This is a genomic window from Bradyrhizobium sp. LB13.1, from assembly GCF_054056815.1.
In genome coordinates this window covers 1,914,405-1,933,998 of record NZ_JBSRYQ010000001.1, presented here as the reverse complement: position 1 = coordinate 1,933,998, position 19,594 = coordinate 1,914,405, and the positions used below count along the sequence as shown (strand labels likewise).

The window sequence follows — 19,594 nt, the reverse complement described above, 5'->3', positions numbered from 1 at the left end:
AATCCCGAGCGTTCCGGGGAAAGATCCTGGATTACTTCGCGACGTTCGCAATGACGGTGCGGGTACGCAGAGGCGCCGCACACGCGGCGGAGCTTTACTCCGCCGCGTCGCGCATTTCCGCGCGCTCGGCCCTGGCCGCGCAGAACTTGAACTCCGGAATCTTGCCGAACGGATCGAGCGCCGGGTTGGTCAACAAGTTCGCTGCCGCTTCCGCGTAGCAGAACGGCATGAAGACCATGTTCTCGGGAACGTCGCGGTCCGAGCGGACCTTGACCTCGACCGCGCCGCGGCGGGTCTCGAGCCGAATGAAATCGCCGGGCGCAAGCTTCTTCCTGTGCATGTCCTTCGGCGACATGAAGGCCACAGCCTCGGGCTCGATCTGGTCGAGCACCTGCGCGCGGCGGGTCATCGAGCCGGTGTGCCAATGCTCGAGCACACGGCCGGTCGAGAGCACCATCGGGTATTCCGCGTCGGGAAGCTCGTCCGGCGGGATCACCTTGGCCGGCACGATCTTGCCGCGGCCGCTCGCGGTCGGGAAGCCCGTGGTGAAGATGATCTCGTTGCCGGGCTTGTTCGGATCGTCCGCCGGATAGGTGACGGCACCTTCACGCACCAGCCGTTCCCAGCTGATGTTCTTGAGCGACGGCATCAGCTCCGCCATCTCGGTGTAGACGTCGCCGGGACCGGCGTAATTCCAGGGCAGGCCCATGCGCTTGCCGATCTCCTGGATGATCCAGAGATCCTGCCGCGCATCGCCCGGCGGCTTGATCACCTGGCGCGCGAGCTGCACGCGGCGATCGGTGTTGGTGAAGGAGCCGTCCTTCTCCGCGAAGGCCGAGGCCGGCAGGATGACGTCGGCGTGGAAAGCGGTCTCCGTGACGAAGAGATCCTGCACGACGAGATGATCGAGCATCGCGAGTGCTCCGCGCGCGTGCTGCAGATCCGGATCGGACATCGCGGGGTTCTCGCCCTCGATATACATGCCGGTGATCTCGCCGGCATGGACCGCGTTCATGATCTCGACCACGGTCAGGCCGCGAACGGGATCGATCTCCTTCTGCCACACCTTCTCGAAATTCACGCGCAGATCGTCACGATCGACCGGCTGATAATCCGGCAGGAACATCGGGATCAGACCGGCGTCGGAGGCACCCTGCACGTTGTTCTGGCCGCGCAGCGGATGCAGGCCGGTGCCGGGGCGGCCGACCTGGCCGGTGATCAGCGCCAGCGCAATCAGGCAGCGCGCATTGTCGGTGCCGTGGACATGCTGGCTGATGCCCATGCCCCAGAAGATGATCGACGATTTCGCTCGCGCATAGGTTCGCGCGACCTCACGCAGGGTCTGCGCAGAGATGCCGCAGATCGCCTCCATTTTCTCCGGCGTGAACTCCTTGATCTTCTCCTTGAGGTCCTCAAAACCCTCAGTGTAGCCGGCGATGTATTGGTCGTCGGTCAGCCCCTCGGTGATGATCGTGTGGATCATCGCGTTCAGCATGGCGACGTCGGAGCCCGGCTTGAACTGCAAATGCTTGGTCGCATGGCGCGACAGCGACTGCCGGCGCGGGTCCATGACGATCAGCTTTGCGCCATTCTGCTTGACCGCATTCTTGATGAAGGTTGCGGCGACCGGATGATTCACAGTCGGGTTGGCGCCGATCACGATGATCACCTCGGCGTCCATCGCCGCCGAGAATGGCGCCGACACCGCGCCAGAGCTCAGGCCTTCGAACAGCGCCGCGACCGACGAGGCGTGGCACAGACGCGTGCAATGGTCGACATTGTTTGAACCGAAGCCGGTGCGCACCAGCTTCTGGAACAGATAGGCCTCCTCGTTGGAGCCCTTCGCCGAACCGAAGCCGGCCAGCGCCTTCACGCCCTTCTCGTCGCGGATCTTGACCAGGCCCTTGGCCGCGATGTCGAGCGCTTCTTCCCAACTCGCTTCGCGGAAATGCGTGAAGGGATTGGCCGGATCAACCTGGTCGTTGGAATCCTTCTTCGCGTTCGGCAGCCGCACCAGCGGCTTGGTCAGCCGATGCGGATGGTGGATGTAGTCGAAGCCGAAGCGGCCCTTGACGCAAAGACGGTTGCGGTTGGCCGGGCCGTCGCGGCCTTCGGCATAGATCACCTTCTCATCCTTGACCTCATAGGTCACCTGGCAGCCGACGCCGCAGAACGGGCAGAGCGAATCCACCTTCTTGTCCGCATAGGTGACGCGGGTCTGCTTCTCGTCCAGCATTACGGCCGGCATCAGAGCCCCGGTCGGACAGGCCTGCACGCATTCGCCGCAGGCGACGCAAGTGGACTCGCCCATGGGATCGTCGAAGTCGAAGACGATTTTCGAACCATGGTTGCGATAGGCCATGCCGATGACGTCGTTGACCTGGACCTCGCGGCAGGCACGCACGCACAGGCCGCACTGGATGCAGGCATCGAGATTGACGCGCATCGCCGGATGGCTGGCATCGGTCGCCCAACGCTCGGCGGCGGGGAAGCGGCTTTCGGTGACGCCGGTGGCCTCGGCCCAGTGCCAGAATTTGGACTCCGGATCGTGCGAGGTCTCGCGCGCCGGCTGATCGGCGACCAGCAGCTCCATGACCATTTTTTGCGCGGAAACCGCGCGCGCGCTCTCAGTCTTCACCTTCATGCCGACCGATGGCGTGCGCTTGCAGGACGCCGCAAGCACGCGCTCGCCCTCGATCTCGACCATGCAGGCGCGGCAATTGCCGTCAGGGCGATAATCCGGCGCCGGCGTATAGCACAGATGCGGAATCTCGCGACCCCCGCGTTTCGCGACCTGCCAGATCGTCTCGCCGGCGTTGGCCTCGACCTGCTTGCCGTCGAGCTCGAACGTAATCTTCGTCATTCGGCCGCTTCCTTGAACTCGTCAGGGAAATATTTGATCACGGTGGACAGCGGATTCGATGCCGCCTGACCGAGACCGCAGATCGAAGCATCGCGCATCGCCTGGCTCAATTCTTCCAGAAGGGCGCGGTTCCAGACCGGTTTCTGCATCAGCTGCACGGCCTTCTGGGTTCCGACGCGGCACGGCGTGCACTGGCCGCAGCTCTCGTCCTCGAAGAATTTCATGAGATTCAACGCGGCCGCGCGCACGCTGTCCTTTTGCGACAGGATCACGATCGCGGCTGAGCCGATGAAGCACCCGTATTTTTCAAGCGTGCCGAAGTCGAGCGGGATGTCGTCCATCGCCGCCGGCAGGATGCCACCGGACGCACCGCCCGGCAGGTATGCGTAGAACTGATGGCCGTCGGCCATGCCGCCGCAATATTCGTCGATCAGCTCGCGCACGGTGATGCCAGCGGGCGCGAGCTTCATGCCGGGGTTCTTGACGCGGCCCGACACCGAGAAGCTGCGCAGGCCGTGCCGCTCATGGCGACCGTTACCCTTCCACCAGTCGGCGCCCTTCTCGACGATGTCGCGCACCCACCACAACGTCTCGATGTTGTTGATCAGCGTCGGCAGGCCGAACAGGCCGACCTGGAACGGGTACGGCGGTTTGTGCCTGGGCAGGCCGCGCTTGCCCTCGATGCTTTCTAGCAGCGAGGATTCCTCACCGCAGATATAGGCGCCGGCGCCGCGGCGCATGTGCAGCGTCGGGCCGCCCGGCGGGAGCTTTGCGATCTCCCGCTCGATGATCTCGCGCGATGCCGGATATTCGTCGCGCAGGTAGATGTAGATATCCGAGGCCTGCACCACATGCGCACCGATCAGCATGCCCTCGAGGAAGCGATGCGGATCGCTTTCGAGATAGACGCGATCCTTGAACGTGCCGGGCTCGCCCTCGTCCCCGTTGATCGCCATCAGCCGCGGACCGGGCTCGCCGAGCACTGCGCGCCATTTGCGTCCCGTCGGGAAGCCGGCGCCGCCGAGACCGCGCAACGAGGCGTCATCGAGCGCCTTCAACAGATCGTCTGTCGGCAGTTCGCCCGAGCGCAAGCGGTTGAGCAGCTTGTAGCCGCCGTCCGCAACATAGGCGTCGTAGCCGATATATTTGGGCAGATGCGCGTGGGTGTCGCCGGCCTTCGCGGCCGCCATGACATTGGCGACGGTCGCATGATCGACGAAGTTGTGGCCGACTTCCGCGGCCGGTGCGGTGTCACAACGGCCGACGCAGGGCGCACGCACCACGCGGATGCCGGGACCCGACACGTCTTGCAAATCGGCGAGCAGCTTCTCGGCCCCGAGCATCGCGCAGGTCAGCGAATCGCAGACGCGGACCGTCAGCGGCGGGATGTCAGGCTCGCCTTCCTTCACCACGTCGAAATGCGCGTAGAACGTTGCGGTCTCGAACACCTCGGCGAACGCGAGCTTCATCTCGTCGGCGAGCGCGGCGAGATGCGCGGCCGAGATCTGGCGATACTTGTCCTGGATCAGATGCAGATATTCGATCAACAGGTCGCGCCGCCGCGGCTTGTCGCCGAGCAGCTGCTCGATCTCATGGGACGCGGTGGGATCGACCTGCCGTCCCTTGGGCGTGGATTTAGCGCGCTTCCGTCCCTGGCCGGGATGTTCGAACTCGCGAACCTTGTGAACGTCGTCGTTGCTGCTCATGGAGACGTCGCGTTCTCCTCAAATGCGCGATGAGTTTAGGCCAGATCGCCAATGCGATCCGCCTTCATTTCCGACTCGATCAGCGAAACCAGTTCCCGCTGACCAAGCCAAATTCGACGCAACTCTAATCTCTGGTATGCCAGATGCAAGACAATTTAGAACGTCCCTGGAATGATTTAGGAGGCAGGCGGTCGCCCGCCATGCCCCTTTACCCAAGCGCCAGGCGGAACCCGATCTCAGGTCTTGCTCATGCACTCTTCGATGTAGAACCAGCGGTCGTCGCCAGCGAGGCCCTTGGACTTTACCTCGGCACGGCAGGCCTTGAGCTTCGGCTTGTTGGCTGCCCATTTCGCCTTCATGTCTTTCAGCTTCTGCATGCTGAGCTTGATCTTGCCAGGCGGCTTGGCCGTGGTCGTCGCGGCCGGTGCCGCGGTGGCAGGCGTCGTGGCGGTTTGCGCGGACGCGGTATGAAGGCTTGCGGCCAGCAGCATGGCGACAAGGCAGATACGAGTGCTGAGCATAAAGAATCCCCCTAGATCCCATTCTTGACTTGAAAGACGAGCATCGCGGGATGCTGAGCAGTCAGCATCCCGCGACGATGTGGGTTTGCGATTACAGGATCTTAACCGCGCTCTCGAGCGTCTTGTACACGCCCCACGCCAGCGGAACGCCGACGAACAGCCAGAACAATGCAGCCTTGATATCGAGGCCGCCGGTTCCGATCCCGAACGAGCCCGTCTGAACCGTATTGGCGCCGGCGCCCGCCGCCTGCAACTTCGCGACTTCGGCTTCGCTCATGTACCATTTCGAGTCGACCGGCTTGATCAGGTAGTTGCAGATGATGCCGGCGATCAGCATGGCACAGAGAATGTACATGGTCGTGTTGTAGAGCTGGTCACGCGGCACGCCCGCTGCGAGCTGGAACTCGCGGATGTAGTTCACGACAACGGGGCCGATGATGCCGGCGGTGGACCACGCCGTCAGCAGCCGGCCGTGGATCGCGCCGACGAACTGAGTGCCGAACATATCGGCCAGATAGGCCGGCACCGTGGAGAAGCCGCCGCCATACATCGACAGGATGATGCCGAAGCCGAGCACGAAGAGCATCTTCGAGCCCATCGCCGCAAACGTCGGCGCCAATGCGTAGAGCACGATGCCGAGGATAAAGAACGTGTAATACGTATTCTTGCGGCCGATATAGTCAGACAACGACGCCCAGACGAAGCGGCCGCCGATGTTGAACAGTGACAGTAGGCCCGCGAAGCCCGCCGCGATCCCGGCGATGACAGTCTTCTGCTCGACCGAGAGCTGACCAAAGGCGAGCTCCGGATGGCCGATCAGCTTGCCGGCGAAGATCTCCTGCAGCATCGGAGAGGCCATGCCGATCACGCCAATGCCGGCCGACACGTTCAGGCACAGCACCCACCAGATCAGCCAGAACTGCGGCGTCTTGTGCGCGTTGTCGAGATGGACGTGATGCTCGGAGATCATTGTCTTCTTCTCGCTCGGCGGCGTCCAGCCGTCAGGCTTCCAGCCGGCCGGCGTCACGCGGTAGGCGAAAGCGCCGATTGTCATGAAGACGAAATAGACGATGCCCATCACGAGGAAGGACTTCCACACGCCGACATCGGTCGGTGTCTTGAAGTAGTTGATCAGGATGTTGGCAAACGGTGCGCCGATCATGGCGCCGCCGCCGAAACCCATGATCGCCATGCCGGTCGCCATGCCGCGGCGATCGGGAAACCATTTGATCAGCGTGGACACAGGCGAGATGTAGCCGAGGCCAAGGCCGATGCCGCCGATCACGCCGGACCCTAGCCACATCAGCCAGAGCTGGTGGGTGTAGATTCCGATCGCACCGAGGAACAGGCCGCCGCACCAGCAGATCGCCGCGACGAAACCGGCCTTGCGCGGACCAGCCCGTTCGAGCCAGCCGCCCCAGACAGCAGCGGAAACGCCGAGCACGACGAAGAACAGGGTGAACATCCAGCCAAGGCTTGCGACCTTCCAGTCGCAACTGGTGGTGAAGAGCTCCTGCCACAGCGACATGTCCGGACAGGCTTTCGGCGCCGTGATGCCGATCGCGCGCGACAGCGGCAGCCAGAACACCGAGAAGCCGTAAGCCATGCCGATGCAGAGATGAATGCACAGCGCGGCCGGCGGCACCAGCCAGCGATTGAAGCCTGCCTTGGCGATCGTGCGCTCGCGATCAAGAAAACCCGCGCCGGCGCCTGAAATCGTTCCAGCGCTCTCGATTGTCGTCATGCGTTCCTCCCCTGCGGACGCCCTTCTGAGCGGCCCGCCGCTAGATCCTGTTCCTCAGCCCATTGCGGTGCAGCCTGTCCCTGCTGCTCCGCACAATCACACGATGCGCGCCAGGATTGTCACGCACATCCAAACGTTAACCCCTCAACTCCGAGATCTATGCCCGACGCCGCGTTCAGGCTTCATGCGATGTCCCGTTGCTCCGCGTATCGCGGGCAAGACTCGACCTCCGCGTCTCGGCGGAGGAAGTCAATTGGGGCAGAAGTGATGAGCGATGTCGATAGACAAAAGGTAGGTATCAACCGAGTGACCGCTGGCTAAGTGGGCGGCGCACCATTGATTTTTTCTATCGGCCTATCGGCCTTCTCTATCAAAAACACGACGCGCGTGTCGTTGCGCTCGGTGATCTCCACCGTGCCGCCGGTCTCGCGGATCAGGTTCGGGATGTCGATCACCGACAAGGGATCCGTGCAGTACACCTCGAGCTGATCGCCCGGCTGCAAGGGTTTCAACGCCTTGCGCGTCTTCAGAGCGGGCAGCGGGCATTTCAACCCGGTGAGATCGAGCGTCGTTCTGGTCATGGGCGCAACATGGAGGGCTGGGTTGATGGCGTCAACGCCAAGACAACGCCAAGACAACGCCAAGCCTCAGAGCAGATCGGCATAGGATAGGAAACCTACACCCTGCCCCGGCTCGACCTGGGTGATGTCTTCGCCCAGTTCAATGAGACCGTCGGTCTCGACCAGCGACGACAACAGGCCGGCGCCTTCGCGCGGGAACTTGATAGCCTCGAGTGCGCCGTCCTGTCCGCGCCGCAAGGACGCCCGAACATATTCGCGCCGCCCGATCTTTTTCTTGTAGGTGAATGCCGCGCGCACCGGGATCGGCAACAGCGGCTCGGCCAGGCTGCCCGCGAGCGCCAGCACCGTCGGCCGCACCACATGCACGAAAGTCACGAAACTCGCGACGGGATTGCCCGGCAATCCGATCAGCGGCGTGCCCTCGATGATGCCCATCGCCACCGGCCGTCCCGGTTTGATCGCCATCCGCCACAACACCAGCGAGCCGATGCTTTCGACCGCCGCCTTGACGTGATCCTCCTCCCCGGTCGAGACGCCGCCGGTGGTGAGAATCAGGTCGTGGCTGCTTGCCACCTGCTTCAAGCCATTTGCGAGCGCGTTGCGCTCGTCGCGCAATATGCCGAGATCGCTGACCTCGCAGCCGAGCCGGCGCAGCATCGCCATCAGCATGAAGCGGTTGGAGTCGAAGAGCTGCGAGGTCGCGCGCGGCTCGCCGGGCGAAGCCAGTTCGTCGCCGGTCGAAAACACCGCGACGCGGATGCGCCTGACGACGTCGAGCCTGACAAGGCCGAACGCCGCGGCGAGCGCGACATGCTGCGGCAGCAAGCGCTGGCCTGCGCGCAGCGCGATGTGTCCTTCGGGAATATCCTCGCCCGCAGGGCGGACATTGGCGCCCGGCTTCAGCCCCGGCGGCAGCACAATCCGGCCGGAATCATCAATGCGCACATCTTCCTGCATGAAGACGGTTTCGGCATCCGGCGGCATCGGCGCGCCCGTAAAGATGCGCGCGGTATGGCCGGCCTTGATCTGCGCCTGCGCAAGGCCGCCGGCCTGGATGCGGCCGTCGAGCGGGAGCGCCCGTTCCGCGCTGTCCGGAACATCTGCGTTGCGCACGGCGTAGCCATCGACGGCCGAGTTGGTGAACGGCGGCAGCGGCAGAGGCGCCGCAATGTCGCGCGCCAGCACACGCCCGTCCGCATCGACCAGCGCCACGGTTTCGAGATCGGCAATCGCGCTGACGCGCGTCGTGATCAGGCCAACGGCCTCGCCGACCGACATCATCGGTCCACCGAAGGCAAAACAATCGTCGGACAATTGCGCCATGGTGCCTCGTCAACGCATCGCAGCGCTTTTCGCGACCGCTTCCTCGACCGGCATCGCCGCGCGGAGCAGCAGCGCCGCAGCAGCCTCGATATCATCGAGATGGACGGTGGGCAGTCGCGTTTCAATGGCGACATCGGCCGCGATCCCGAAAATTCCGGGATCATCGGGAAACAGCAACGGCTTGTCGTTCGCGGCGCGATGCACCTCGATCTTGCGATGCGGCTCGCGCTTGAAGCCTTCGACCACGACGAGATCGACCGCGGACAGCTTGCTCAACAGTTCCGGCAGTCGCGGCTCCGCCGCGCCGCGCAACTCATGCATCAGGACCCAGCGATTTGACGAAGCCACCAGCACCTCGGCCGCGCCGGCCTCGCGATGGCGCCAAGAGTCCTTGCCGGGCACGTCGACGTCGAACTGGTGATGCGCATGCTTGATGACCGAGACGCGCAAGCCCCGCGCGTTGAAATGCGGGATCAGCCGCGTCAACAGCGTGGTCTTGCCCGCACCGCTCCAGCCTGCAAGGCCGATGACTTTCATCACAACGTGATCTCCGCCAGCCGTATCACGCGGCTGGAACCGCCCGTTCCGCCATTGCGAGCGCAGCGAAGCAATCCAGAGTGCCTCCGCGGATAAACTCTGGATTGCTTCGCTGCGCTCGCAATGACGAGAAGAGAGACATTTTCGCTTTCCACCGCCATGCTTATATCGGCTTGACCCCAATGTCATGCTAACCTCGCGGCCATGATGAAGATCGACAAAGCCCCGGTGCCCGTGATCGCGCCGAACCCGGACGACCCGCGCCTGACCCAGAGCGTGACCGGGGCCGACCAGTCCGGCGCCAGGATCGAGATCAAGGTGCCGATGGAGCGGCCGCTGACGCTCTACCTGAATTCGCAGGAAATCGTCACCATGATGACGATCGGCGACTACCCGGAATATCTGGCGCTGGGCTATTTGCTCAACCAGAACATGCTGAAATATAATGACGAGGTCACCGAGGTCGAATACGACGACGACCTCCAGGTGGTCGTGGTGCGCACCGAACACCACACCAATTTCGAAGCCAAGCTGAAGAAGCGCACGCAGACTTCGGGCTGCGCGCAGGGCACCGCCTTCGGCGACCTTCTCGAAGCGGTCGAGAGCGTTGCGTTGCCGAAGGCCGAGTTGCGCACCTCCTGGCTCTACCAGATGACCCAGACCATCAACACGATGCCCTCGCTTTATCTGGAAGCCGGTGCGATCCATGGCTGCGTGCTGTGCAGGGAGGGGGAACCGCTCTGCTACACCGAGGACGTCGGCCGTCACAACGCCGTCGACAAGATCGCGGGCTGGATGTACCGCCACGGTGTCGATGCATCCGACAAGATCCTCTACACCACGGGACGGCTCACCTCGGAGATGGTGATCAAGACGGTGCGCATGGGAATTCCGATCCTGGTGTCGCGCTCCGGCTTCACGGCCTGGGGCGTCGATCTCGCACGCCAGGTCGGGCTGACGCTGGTCGGACGCGCGCGCGGAAAACGCTTCATCGCACTCGCGAGCGAAGAGCGCATCGTCTACGACCAGAACCTCGCTTACATCGAGGAGGAATCGGCCAAGCACAAGCGCAAGGGTGAAGGTGGTGGAGACTAGCTTTCCGACGACGCAAGGCGTGCTGCTCGCCGGTGGCCTGGCGCGGCGCATGGGCGGCGGCGACAAGCCGATGCGGACCATCGGCGGGCGCACCATCCTGGAGCGGGTGATCGCACGCCTTGCGCCCCAATGCAGCGGACTGATCCTGAATGCCAACGGCGATCCCGCCCGCTTTGATTCATTCGGATTGCAGGTCGTCGCCGACGATGTCCCCGGCTTTCCCGGCCCGCTCGCCGGCATCCTTGCCGCGCTCGACTGGACCGCAGCGAACCGGTCTGAGGTGGAGTGGGTGCTCAGCGCCGCCGGCGACTGCCCCTTCCTGCCGCGCGATCTGGTCGCGCGCTTGCATGAAGAGCGCATCGCGGCGAATGCCGAGCTCGCCGTTGCGGCGTCAGGCGACCAGTCGCATCCGGTGATCGGATTGTGGCGCGTTGGCTTGCGCGACGAACTGCGTCACGCGCTGGTGGTCGAAGACCTCCGCAAGATCGACCGCTGGACCGCGCGCTACCCGCTCGCGACGGTGACGTGGCCGACCGAGCCGCTCGATCCGTTCTTCAACGCCAATACGTTCGAGGATATCGCGGAAGCCGAGCGGCTGGCCGCGCTGGATGCGGCGTCTTAATCCAGCTCTAAGCTGGCCGGAAACCGGCCCGCTCCAGCGCGGCGCGCGCCTCGTCCGAGCCGAGTGCGGCGAGAAAGGCCTGCACCGCCGGCCGCTGCTTGCGCACTGTCACCAGCGCGAAATCATAATGCTCTTCCGCGAGCGGAATGAAACCGAGGCCGACCGCATGGGCGACCGGCGCAATGGTCATGCCCCAGTCGGCGCGGTGCTGTGCGACGGCCGCGGCCACCGCGTTGTGCGAGCGCGGCTGGTTCCAATACCCTTCCGGGCGCGCACCACCGAGCAGCCGGTCGATCAGGATGCGCGTGCCGGCGCCCTGGTTGCGATTGACCATGATGCAGACGGGATCGGAGAGCGCGGCGGCGACGGCCTGCTTCGCGTCCAGGCCTTCGAAACGCTTGTCGCCCTGGCGAAACACGATGCCCTGCATCCGGCGCCATCCCGGCACAAGCTCGAGTCCTTCGACGAGGTAAGGCGTATTGTAGGTCTCGCTCCTGTCGTCGAACAGATGGATCGGCGCCAGATCGCATTCGCCGCGCCGCGCCGCTGCAAGCCCGCCGAGACTGCCGACCGCGATCGAGCGCACGGTCAAGCCGGCGTGCGCGAGTTGCGCGGTGACGAGATCGAGGCCGGTGCAATGGCTGCCGACGATGACGAGATCGGGCACCCGCACATGCGGCGTAAACAGCGTCACCTCGGTCTCGGTCCCGGCCGGCATCTGCTCGGCGAGCGCGTCGATGCGCAAAAAACCGTCGGCCTGCGCGAACGACGTGATCGCACCGGAGCCCTTGCCGGAGGGATAGGCAATCAAGCCGTCCCTGCCTTCGACCAGCGAGACCATGACGAATTCGGTGCGGCCGAGCTCGGAAGCAATGCGCACCGGCACAGTCGCGTTCACCTTGGCATCGGAGCGTGGTGGCAGCCCGGCCATCTTGCGCAGCACCGGCACGATCATGTCGTGGAAGGTGAACATCGCCGAGGTCGGAAAACCCGGCAGGATCACCACCGGCTTGCCGTCGCAGACCGCAAGGCACAACGGTTTGCCGGGTTTGAGCGCAATACCATGCGCGACGATGCCGGGCTGGCCGAGCCGGCCGATGATGCGATGAGAGAGATCGCCCGCGCCTTTCGACGTGCCGCCGGAGAGCACCAGCATGTCAGCATCCGCAAGCGCGCTGCGCATGGCGGCTTCGAGCCTGGCTTCGTCGTCCGGAATCGCGCCGAGGAAAACCGCATCGCCGCCGTTCTCGTCGATCGCAGCGGTGACGATCGCGCCGTTGGTATCGTAGATCGCGGCGGGCGCGAGCACCTCGCCGGGCTGGACCAGCTCATCGCCGGTGGAGATCACGGCAACCCGCGGTTTGCGCGCGACGGTCACGTCTGCAATGCCGCAGGCCGCCAGCATGCCGATCTCGCGCGAGCCGATGATCGTGCCGGCGCGCAGCAGCGCCTCGCCGCGCGCGATGTCGGATCCCGCATAGGATACGAATTGCCCGGGGGACACCGCACGACGGACGTCGATCGCATCAAGGCCGGCCGGCTGGGTGTGCTCGACCATGACGACGGCATCGGCACCGCGCGGCAGCGGACCGCCGGTGGCAATCGGCGTTGCGGTTCCCGCCACCACTTGCAGCGCCGGTGCGGTACCGCAGTGGATGATCTCGCCATTCAACCCGATGCGAACCGGTGCGCCTTCGCCGGCCGCTGCAAGGTCCGCCGAGCGCACCGCAAAGCCGTCGACATTGGAACGGTCGAACGGCGGCACGTCGATCGGCGCGGTGATGTCTTCGGCGAGTGCCGCACCGAGCGCATCGGCAAGCTTGCGGCTTTCGCTTGGGACCGCGCGCGGGAACAGCGCGGCCTCGAAGCGTGCCAGTGCCTCCTCGCGGGACAGAATTTTGAGGAACTGCTCCTGTTCGAGGGCGCTGCGGACTTGCGATTGCGGGATCATCGTCATACCAAAGCTCGTATCATTCCCGCATCAGATAGGCATCGACCGGCGCGCCCGCTGCAAATCCCTCGTGACTGGCTGGAACAAGCAGCCATGCGTCGGCACGGGCAATTGCCTGGAGCGGCCATTCGCCTACCGCAAGCGGCACCCACGCATGATGTTCCTCGGCCAGCAGGCTAATTTCGGCGATGCCGACGCTGGATGCGATTTTTCGCGCGAGCGGCAAGGTTATCCGTCGGCGCGGCAGCCGCGCCGACAGCCGGTCTACGAGCGGCAGCACGAGCGCGAGCCAGACCGCAAGCGCCTGATCGGCCGAGCCGGGCAAGGCGACGACGGGAACCTGTCCGAGCCGCCCGGCCGCCGCAGTGCGTCCGGGCTGGAGCGCAAGACCATGCGCGATCACATCACCACGCCGGGCCAGCGCCGTGACAGCGGCATCCTTGCTACCGACGCCGCTGCCGCCGACCATCAGCAGGAGATCGCAGGTGGGAGCGTCGAACGCCTCCGCGATCGATGCCGCATCTCGCGCACCGGCCGCGTGCGTTTGCACATCCAGCCCTGCGGCGCGCGCGATGTCCGCAATCAGATGCATGGTCCCCGTTGCGCCTGGTAACATTGACAATGCGCAGCCGCGGACGGCGCACGCTCAGTCGGTCCAGTCCGGCGGCGCGCGCGAGCAGCAGAGCGGCAGGACCGACCGGACACCCCTCTGCCGCGGCAGGCGTGCCTCCGTCGATGTCACTTCCGGCGCGCCTGATGCCCTGCCCCGGCACGCCCTCCGCCAGCACCTGGACGAGCGGACCGGACAGTTCGACTGCGTCGGCATCGAGCACACAGTCGCACCCCGCCGGCATCGCGTCCCCCGCATCGACCCAGGCGGGCGCCGTTGCGAGAGGCAGCGGTGAATAGGAGGACGCGCCGACCAAATCATTGGCGCATAATGCCCAGCCGTCCGCGGCAGCGACGTCGCGAGGCGGATGGGCCGCAAGCAGCGGCGTGCCCGCCGCGATACAGCCGGCCGCTTCAGTCAGTGGCAACTGCACCGGCGCGAGCGGATCAAGCCCCTTCAGCAACGCAGCGAGCGCGGTGTCGAGCGGCGTCAGCGATGGCGGCAGGCGCTGGGTCATGCGCCATGATGGACCATGCATCGCCAGGTTTGGCAACCGTTGGCGATACGGACGTCAGCCGCCTGACTTGTCCGCATTGGGGAAGAACAGCTGTTGTCCGTCGACCTTGTATCCGGCGATCGCCGCCTGCCCCTCCGGCGAGGTCAGCCAGTCGATGAAGTCTTGCCCGAGCTCCTTATTCACGTTCGGAAACTTCGCGGGGTTCACCAGCATCGCGCCGTATTGGTTGAGCAGCCGCTTGTCGCCTTCGACGAGGACGTCGAGATCGCCGCGCTCCCGAAATGCGATCCAGCTGCCGCGGTCGGACAGTACATAGGCGTTCGCCGTGCGCGCTGCGTCGAGGGCGGAGGTCATGCCCTGCTTGAACTCGCGATACCAAGCGCCCTTGACGCTCGCGATGTCGATACCGGCGACGATCCAGAGCGCGAGCTCTGCGGCATGCGTGCCCGAGCGGTCGCCGCGCGTCACGAACGGCGCACCCTTGGCCTCGATCGCTTTCAGCGCGGTTGCGATGTCCTTGCCTTTCACGCCGGCGGGATCGCTCTTCGGCCCGATCAGCACATAGTCGTTGTACATCACGTCAAAGCGCTTCACGGCAAAACCGTCCGCGACGAATTTCTCCTCCTGCGGCCGTGCGTGCATCAGCACGACGTCGACTTCGCCCCTCCGCGCCCCGTCGAGCACCTCGTCGGCGCGCCGCGCGATCACCGTCACGTCGATGCCGGTCTTTTCGCGGAAGATCGGCAGCAGATAATCGAGCAGGCCGGACTCCTGCGTCGCCGTGGTCGTGGCCAGCACGATCGCGCGGTCCTCCGCGGATGAGGCCGCAACGCCCGCGGCGAGGCCGCAGAGAAGCGCGAGTGCAACGGACAGGCGGCGGACGGCCATGATCGGGTTCCAATTGGCTATGACGCGAGCATGATGATGATGGATTGCGCCGCACTCGTGACGCGTTTGCTCGTTCCGGCGCAATCGCTGCGCGCACGCGGGCTGGAGCGCCTGCAGCGCGACGAGGTGACGGCCGTGGCAGTGCACTTCCACAGCCTCGATGCCGACGGCAATCTTGCCGCTGCCGCCAGTGCTGCGTGACGCTCCGGACCTACGTGATGCATTGCTGGTCGCGTTCGTGCGCCGCGAGCAGGGTCTCGTGCTGCCGCCGGGCAATCCGAAACGGCTGCGCGGCCTCTCCGACGTGCTCGCGCTCGGTGCCAGAATGGCGATGCGGCAGCGCAGCTATTTCCGCCCCACCATGTAGGCCTTGATCCGGTTCCTCAGCGAAAAACGGTTGCGGCAGCGCGCCGAGGAGCTGACCGGCTACGATCCCTCGCCGGCCGGACAAATCCGCTTCGCGGCCTGACGTTGACGCCCGCCCCCAAATAGTTGCAAAAGAAACCAATTCAGCCGGGCCATACCCGGGAAGCAACACCGGCCAACGCGCCGGATCAGGGGAGGACACGCGTGAAGCCAACGAGATTTGGACTGCCGGTCGCTGCCGGCTTTGCAGCGACGTTCCTGGCGGCAACGCTGCTGCCGGGCGCCGCAATGGCGCAGGTTTCCGACGACATCGTCAAGATCGGCGTGCTCACCGACATGAACGGCCCGGCCTCGGCACCGACCGGCCAGGGTTCGGTGACGGCGGCGCAGATGGCGATCGACGATTTCGGCGGCACCGTGCTCGGCAAGCCGATCAGCATCGTCGTCGGCGACCACCAGCTCAAGGCCGACATCGGCGGCGCCATCGCGCGGCGTTGGTACGACGTTGACCAGGTCGATCTGATCGTCGACGTGCCGGTCTCCGCGGTCGGGCTCGCGGTGCAGAACATGGCCAACGAGAAGAAGCGGCTGTTCATCACCCACTCCACCGGCACCGCCGATTTCCACGGCAAGTTCTGCTCGCCCTACGCGATCCAGTGGGTGTTCGACACCCGCGCGCTCGCGGTCGGCACCGCGGACGCCGTGGTCAAGCGCGGCGGTGACAGCTGGTTCTTCATCACCGACGACTACGCCTTCGGCCATTCGCTGGAGCGCGACGCCTCGGCGGTCGTGACCGCCAACGGCGGCAAGGTGCTGGGCTCGGTGAAGCCGCCGCTGGCAACGCCCGACCTCTCCTCGTTCGTGCTGCAGGCGCAGGCCTCCAAGGCCAAGATCATCGGCATCGCCGCCGGTCCGCCCAACAATATGAACGAGATCAAGACCGGATCGGAGTTCGGCGTGTTCAAGGGCGGCCAGCAGATGGCGGCGCTGCTGGCGCTGATCACCGACATCCATGGCCTCGGCTTGCAGGCTGCCCAAGGGCTGTTGCTGACGACGTCGTTCTATTGGGACATGGACGACAAGACCCGCGAATGGTCGAAGCGCTACTTCGCCAAGATGAACAAGATGCCGTCGATGTGGCAGGCCGGCGTCTATTCGAGCGTGATGCACTATCTCAACGCCATCAAGGAAACCGGCACCGACGATCCGCTCAAGGTCGCCGCGAAGATGCGCGGGAAAAGCCGATCGAGGATTTCTTCGCCCGCAACGGCAAACTGCGCGAGGACAATCTGATGGTGCACGACCTCTGGCTGGTGCAGGTGAAGACGCCGGAGGAGAGCAAATATCCGTGGGACTATTACAAGATCCTCGCGACGATCTCCGGCGACAAGGCGTTCGGGCCACCGGACCCGGCGTGTGCGATGGTGAAGAAGTGACGGTGTAGTGAGAGAGGTCGTCATGGCCGGGCTGCCCCGGCCATCCACGATCTTTCAGACGGCACCAAGAACGTGGATGCCCGGGACAAGCCCGGGCATGACGGCTGTGGGTGTACTGCGCGCCCTATTTCACCACTCCGATCTCGCGAAAATACTTCATCACGCCCGGATGGATCAGCTCCGGCTTCGGCGCGGCCGCGACCGTGTTCGCGGCCGTGGTCTCGCAGGCCTGCGCGAGCTGCTTGCAGAGATTTGCCTCGACGCCGTGCAGCGTCTTCGCCAGCCGGTAGGCGACATCGTCCGGCAGGTCTTCGCGCGTCAGGACAAAACTCCAGGAGCCGAGCGAGGCGATCGGCTCGGATTGTTTTGGATAGCTGCCCGCCGGCACGGTCAGCGGCTTCAGGAACGCATGTTTGGCGCGGATGCGCGCGATCTCTTCGGCACTGGGCGCGATGAAGCGCGCGCCTGACGCGCTCGAGGCCACCGCCGCAAAGCCGGGCCAGCCGATGCCGGCGCCCCAGAGTGCGGCGACACGTCCATCCTCGACCATCGCGGGACCGTCGCCGGCGCGGTCGAGATAAACAGCCTTGAAATCCTCGTCCTGCTTCAGGCCGAGCCCATCCAGCACGTAGCGCGCCAGGATCGGCAGGCCCGAGCCTTTTGCGCCGAATGCGACGGGCTGACCGACGAGATCGCGAATCGTCTTGTACGGACTGTCCGCGCGCACCACGAACAAGCCGGGGTTGGAATAGATCGCAGTGAGAATCTTCAGCCGGACCGGCCCGCGGCCGATGCCGGCAAAGGCTTCATAGGCCGGCTCGCCCGCGACCAAAGCGAGATCGAGCTCGCCTTTCTCCAAGAGCGGAATGTTCTCGTTGCTGCCCTTGGTGTTGCGCGGGACGATAATGGCTTGCGGATCGGCCGCATTCATCGCTTGCGCGAAGGCGTTGCCATAGAGGGGAAAGCCGCCGCCGGGCGTCGCGGTGCCCAGGCTGATCGTAGAGCTGATTGTCGTGGTCGAAATGGGCTTGCCTCCGGTTTGAGCAGCGGCGGGGCTTGAAAGCAGCGCCGCGCCGAGAACAATGGTGATTGCGAATCTCATGGTCGGTCCCGGCGGGCCCGCGTCAACATCGACTTGCGACGATGGATGTAGGCAGCGCCCCGATTTTGTGAAAGCATGCAGCCCAACGACAATAGAACAATGGGAGACTTCATGTTGCGAATTTTGCGTAACAGTATTTTCGGGCTGGTTTTCATTTCAACGCTTTTTAGCGCCGCACCTCCCGCCTCCGCAGCCCGGATATCCCGATCGTCCCGTGCACTGGATCATCGGCTTCTCCGCCGGCGGCCCGGTCGATATCGTCGCGCGGATCATGGCGCAATGGCTGTCGGACCGTCTCGGCCAGCAGTTCATCGTCGAGAACCGCACCGGCTCGGGCGGCAACATCGCCGCCGCGGCCGCGATCAGCTCGCCGGCGGACGGCTATACGCTGCTGTTCGTCGCGCCCAACAACGCGATCTCGACCTCGCTGTACAAGAAGCTGCCGTTCGACTTCCTGCGCGACACCGTGCCGGTCGCGAGCATCATGCAGCTCACCAACATGCTGGTCGTCTCCAACGCGTTCCCCGCCAAGACGGTTCAGGAGTTCATCGACTACTGCAAGGCCAATCCCGGAAAAATCTCCTTCGCCTCCTCCGGCAACGGCACCTCGGTGCACATGTCGGCCGAGCTGTTCAAGGTGATGACCAAGTGCGACATGGTGCACGTGCCCTATCGCGGCTCGGCGATCGCCTTCCCCGACATCATCTCCAACAAGGTGCAGCTGATCTTCGACAATCTTCCGTCCGCGCTGGAGCAGGCCAAGGGCGGCAATGTCCGCGCACTCGGCGTGACCTCGCCGCAGCGCTGGCCGAGCGTGCCCGATGTGCCCGCGATCGCCGAAACCGTGCCGGGCTTCGAAGCGGTCGGCTTCTACGGCATCTCCGCGCCGAAGGGCACGCCGCCGGACGTGATCGATATCCTCAACAAGGCCGTCGGCGAAGCGCTGAAGGACCCGAAGCTGATCGCCCGTCTCGCCGAGACCGGCGGCATCCCCAAGCCGATGACGCCGGCCGAGTTCGGCAAGTTGGTCACCGACGAGACCGAGAAGTGGCGCAAGGTGGTGGAGTTCGCCGGGGTTTCGGTGGACTAGGGGCAGCCTCAGCCGCGAACTTGCAGCTCGCCAGCGAGACATCGGAGGGGGATGGGAAGACCCCCTCCAATCAAAAACGCCGAAAACAACCCCATGCACAGTAGAATAGGCCAGCGATTACAAAGAGTTATGGCAGCGAAAAAATCGAGCCCTAGGCATGGCAATTTGACTTGTCGGGCAAAACAGGAGCATAAGTGCATCGTCGCAAGTTTCGGGTATTCAAAAATTACCGGCGATGCTGCGCCAACGTTTCCATCCGCCAGAGCCAGCATTGCACCCCCGGCTCCATCCCTGTAAACGAACCGCGCACCGTTGCCGGCCGCGCTTTCTCGCGGCCGTCTCGCGGCGGGGCCTGTAGCTCAATGGTTAGAGCCGGCCGCTCATAACGGTCTGGTTGCAGGTTCGAGTCCTGCCGGGCCCACCAGCAGGTTGATTGTCAGACCGCCCGGCATAATCTGCTTTCATCCTTGCTCCATTCCGCTGCAATCGCGCGACCCCTTCGTTTGAATCGCACTTTTGGGAGGTGCGTTGCCTCATCAGATCGCGGCAAGCCATGTCTTTGCCTTGGATACCTTGTGAGGATGCCCGATCTGATGCATGCATAGGGCGCGCCGATGCAAGATCGCAATGCGAAATTGCAGA

Annotated in this window: 12 protein-coding genes, 1 tRNA gene and 4 pseudogenes; 6 read left to right on the top strand and 11 right to left on the bottom strand. The window is 64.5% G+C overall.

Annotated features, from left to right (window positions below):
- Nucleotides 1-94 precede the first annotated feature (94 nt).
- The 7 genes from fdhF to mobB all read right to left on the bottom strand — a co-directional run bounded on the left by fdhF (nucleotide 95) and on the right by mobB (nucleotide 9,275).
- Entirely contained in the window at nucleotides 95-2,863 is a 2,769-nt protein-coding gene (fdhF, locus tag ACVWYI_RS09085) for a formate dehydrogenase subunit alpha (RefSeq protein WP_354107371.1), read from the bottom strand.
- Entirely contained in the window at nucleotides 2,860-4,569 is a 1,710-nt protein-coding gene (locus ACVWYI_RS09080) for an NADH-ubiquinone oxidoreductase-F iron-sulfur binding region domain-containing protein (protein WP_456661733.1), read from the bottom strand. The genes fdhF and ACVWYI_RS09080 overlap by 4 nt, the downstream gene beginning before the upstream one ends.
- A 236-nt stretch (nucleotides 4,570-4,805) precedes the next feature.
- Nucleotides 4,806-5,090, bottom strand: a complete 285-nt coding sequence (locus ACVWYI_RS09075; RefSeq protein WP_456661732.1) for a hypothetical protein — start codon at nucleotides 5,088-5,090, stop codon at nucleotides 4,806-4,808.
- 91 nt (nucleotides 5,091-5,181) lie between these two features.
- Entirely contained in the window at nucleotides 5,182-6,834 is a 1,653-nt protein-coding gene (locus tag ACVWYI_RS09070) for an OFA family MFS transporter (protein ID WP_456661731.1), read from the bottom strand.
- 317 nt (nucleotides 6,835-7,151) lie between these two features.
- A complete protein-coding gene (locus ACVWYI_RS09065) occupies nucleotides 7,152-7,415 on the bottom strand; it encodes a sulfurtransferase TusA family protein (RefSeq protein ID WP_247441085.1) in 264 nt (87 codons plus the stop codon).
- Nucleotides 7,416-7,481: 66 nt separating this feature from the next.
- Complete coding sequence (locus ACVWYI_RS09060; protein WP_247441087.1) at nucleotides 7,482-8,738, bottom strand: molybdopterin molybdotransferase MoeA; 1,257 nt, start codon at nucleotides 8,736-8,738, stop codon at nucleotides 7,482-7,484.
- A gap of 9 nt (nucleotides 8,739-8,747) precedes the next feature.
- Nucleotides 8,748-9,275 carry a molybdopterin-guanine dinucleotide biosynthesis protein B gene (mobB, locus tag ACVWYI_RS09055; RefSeq protein WP_456664498.1) on the bottom strand — a complete coding sequence of 176 codons (528 nt, stop codon included), beginning with the start codon at nucleotides 9,273-9,275 and terminating at the stop codon, nucleotides 8,748-8,750.
- Nucleotides 9,276-9,479: 204 nt separating this feature from the next.
- Between mobB and fdhD the strand changes: the two genes are divergently transcribed.
- Both fdhD and mobA read left to right on the top strand, forming a co-directional pair.
- Nucleotides 9,480-10,370 (top strand): formate dehydrogenase accessory sulfurtransferase FdhD, encoded by an 891-nt coding sequence (gene fdhD, locus ACVWYI_RS09050; protein WP_456661730.1) that lies wholly within the window; start codon nucleotides 9,480-9,482, stop codon nucleotides 10,368-10,370.
- On the top strand, nucleotides 10,357-10,992 hold the full coding sequence (mobA, locus tag ACVWYI_RS09045) for a molybdenum cofactor guanylyltransferase MobA (protein ID WP_354047448.1): 636 nt from the start codon (nucleotides 10,357-10,359) through the stop codon (nucleotides 10,990-10,992). Before fdhD ends, mobA begins: the two co-directional genes overlap by 14 nt.
- Nucleotides 10,993-10,999: 7 nt before the next feature.
- Here the strand turns inward: mobA and ACVWYI_RS09040 are convergent, their stop codons facing one another.
- The 3 genes and pseudogenes from ACVWYI_RS09040 to ACVWYI_RS09030 all read right to left on the bottom strand — a co-directional run bounded on the left by ACVWYI_RS09040 (nucleotide 11,000) and on the right by ACVWYI_RS09030 (nucleotide 14,958).
- Nucleotides 11,000-12,949 carry a molybdopterin biosynthesis protein gene (locus tag ACVWYI_RS09040; protein ID WP_456661729.1) on the bottom strand — a complete coding sequence of 650 codons (1,950 nt, stop codon included), beginning with the start codon at nucleotides 12,947-12,949 and terminating at the stop codon, nucleotides 11,000-11,002.
- A 13-nt stretch (nucleotides 12,950-12,962) separates the two neighbouring features.
- Nucleotides 12,963-14,070: pseudogene (locus ACVWYI_RS09035) on the bottom strand (molybdopterin-binding protein).
- Nucleotides 14,071-14,124: 54 nt separating this feature from the next.
- The gene (locus ACVWYI_RS09030) at nucleotides 14,125-14,958 is read right to left on the bottom strand and encodes a substrate-binding domain-containing protein (RefSeq protein ID WP_247347360.1); all 834 of its coding nucleotides are present in this window, start codon (nucleotides 14,956-14,958) and stop codon (nucleotides 14,125-14,127) included.
- Nucleotides 14,959-15,051: 93 nt separating this feature from the next.
- Here ACVWYI_RS09030 and ACVWYI_RS09025 point away from each other — a divergent pair.
- Together ACVWYI_RS09025 and ACVWYI_RS09020 are read left to right on the top strand one after the other, a co-directional pair.
- A pseudogene (locus tag ACVWYI_RS09025) lies at nucleotides 15,052-15,427 on the top strand (substrate-binding domain-containing protein); the annotation flags it as partial.
- 101 nt (nucleotides 15,428-15,528) lie between these two features.
- Nucleotides 15,529-16,760: pseudogene (locus tag ACVWYI_RS09020) on the top strand (ABC transporter substrate-binding protein).
- 124 nt (nucleotides 16,761-16,884) lie between these two features.
- On the opposite strand, the gene ACVWYI_RS09015 reads toward ACVWYI_RS09020, so the two are convergent.
- Nucleotides 16,885-17,862 (bottom strand): TAXI family TRAP transporter solute-binding subunit, encoded by a 978-nt coding sequence (locus ACVWYI_RS09015; RefSeq protein ID WP_456661728.1) that lies wholly within the window; start codon nucleotides 17,860-17,862, stop codon nucleotides 16,885-16,887.
- Nucleotides 17,863-17,973: 111 nt separating this feature from the next.
- On the opposite strand from ACVWYI_RS09015, the pseudogene ACVWYI_RS09010 reads away from it, so the two are divergent.
- Nucleotides 17,974-18,952: pseudogene (locus ACVWYI_RS09010) on the top strand (Bug family tripartite tricarboxylate transporter substrate binding protein).
- A gap of 348 nt (nucleotides 18,953-19,300) precedes the next feature.
- Nucleotides 19,301-19,376, top strand: a tRNA-Ile gene (locus ACVWYI_RS09005).
- Nucleotides 19,377-19,594: the final 218 nt, after the last annotated feature.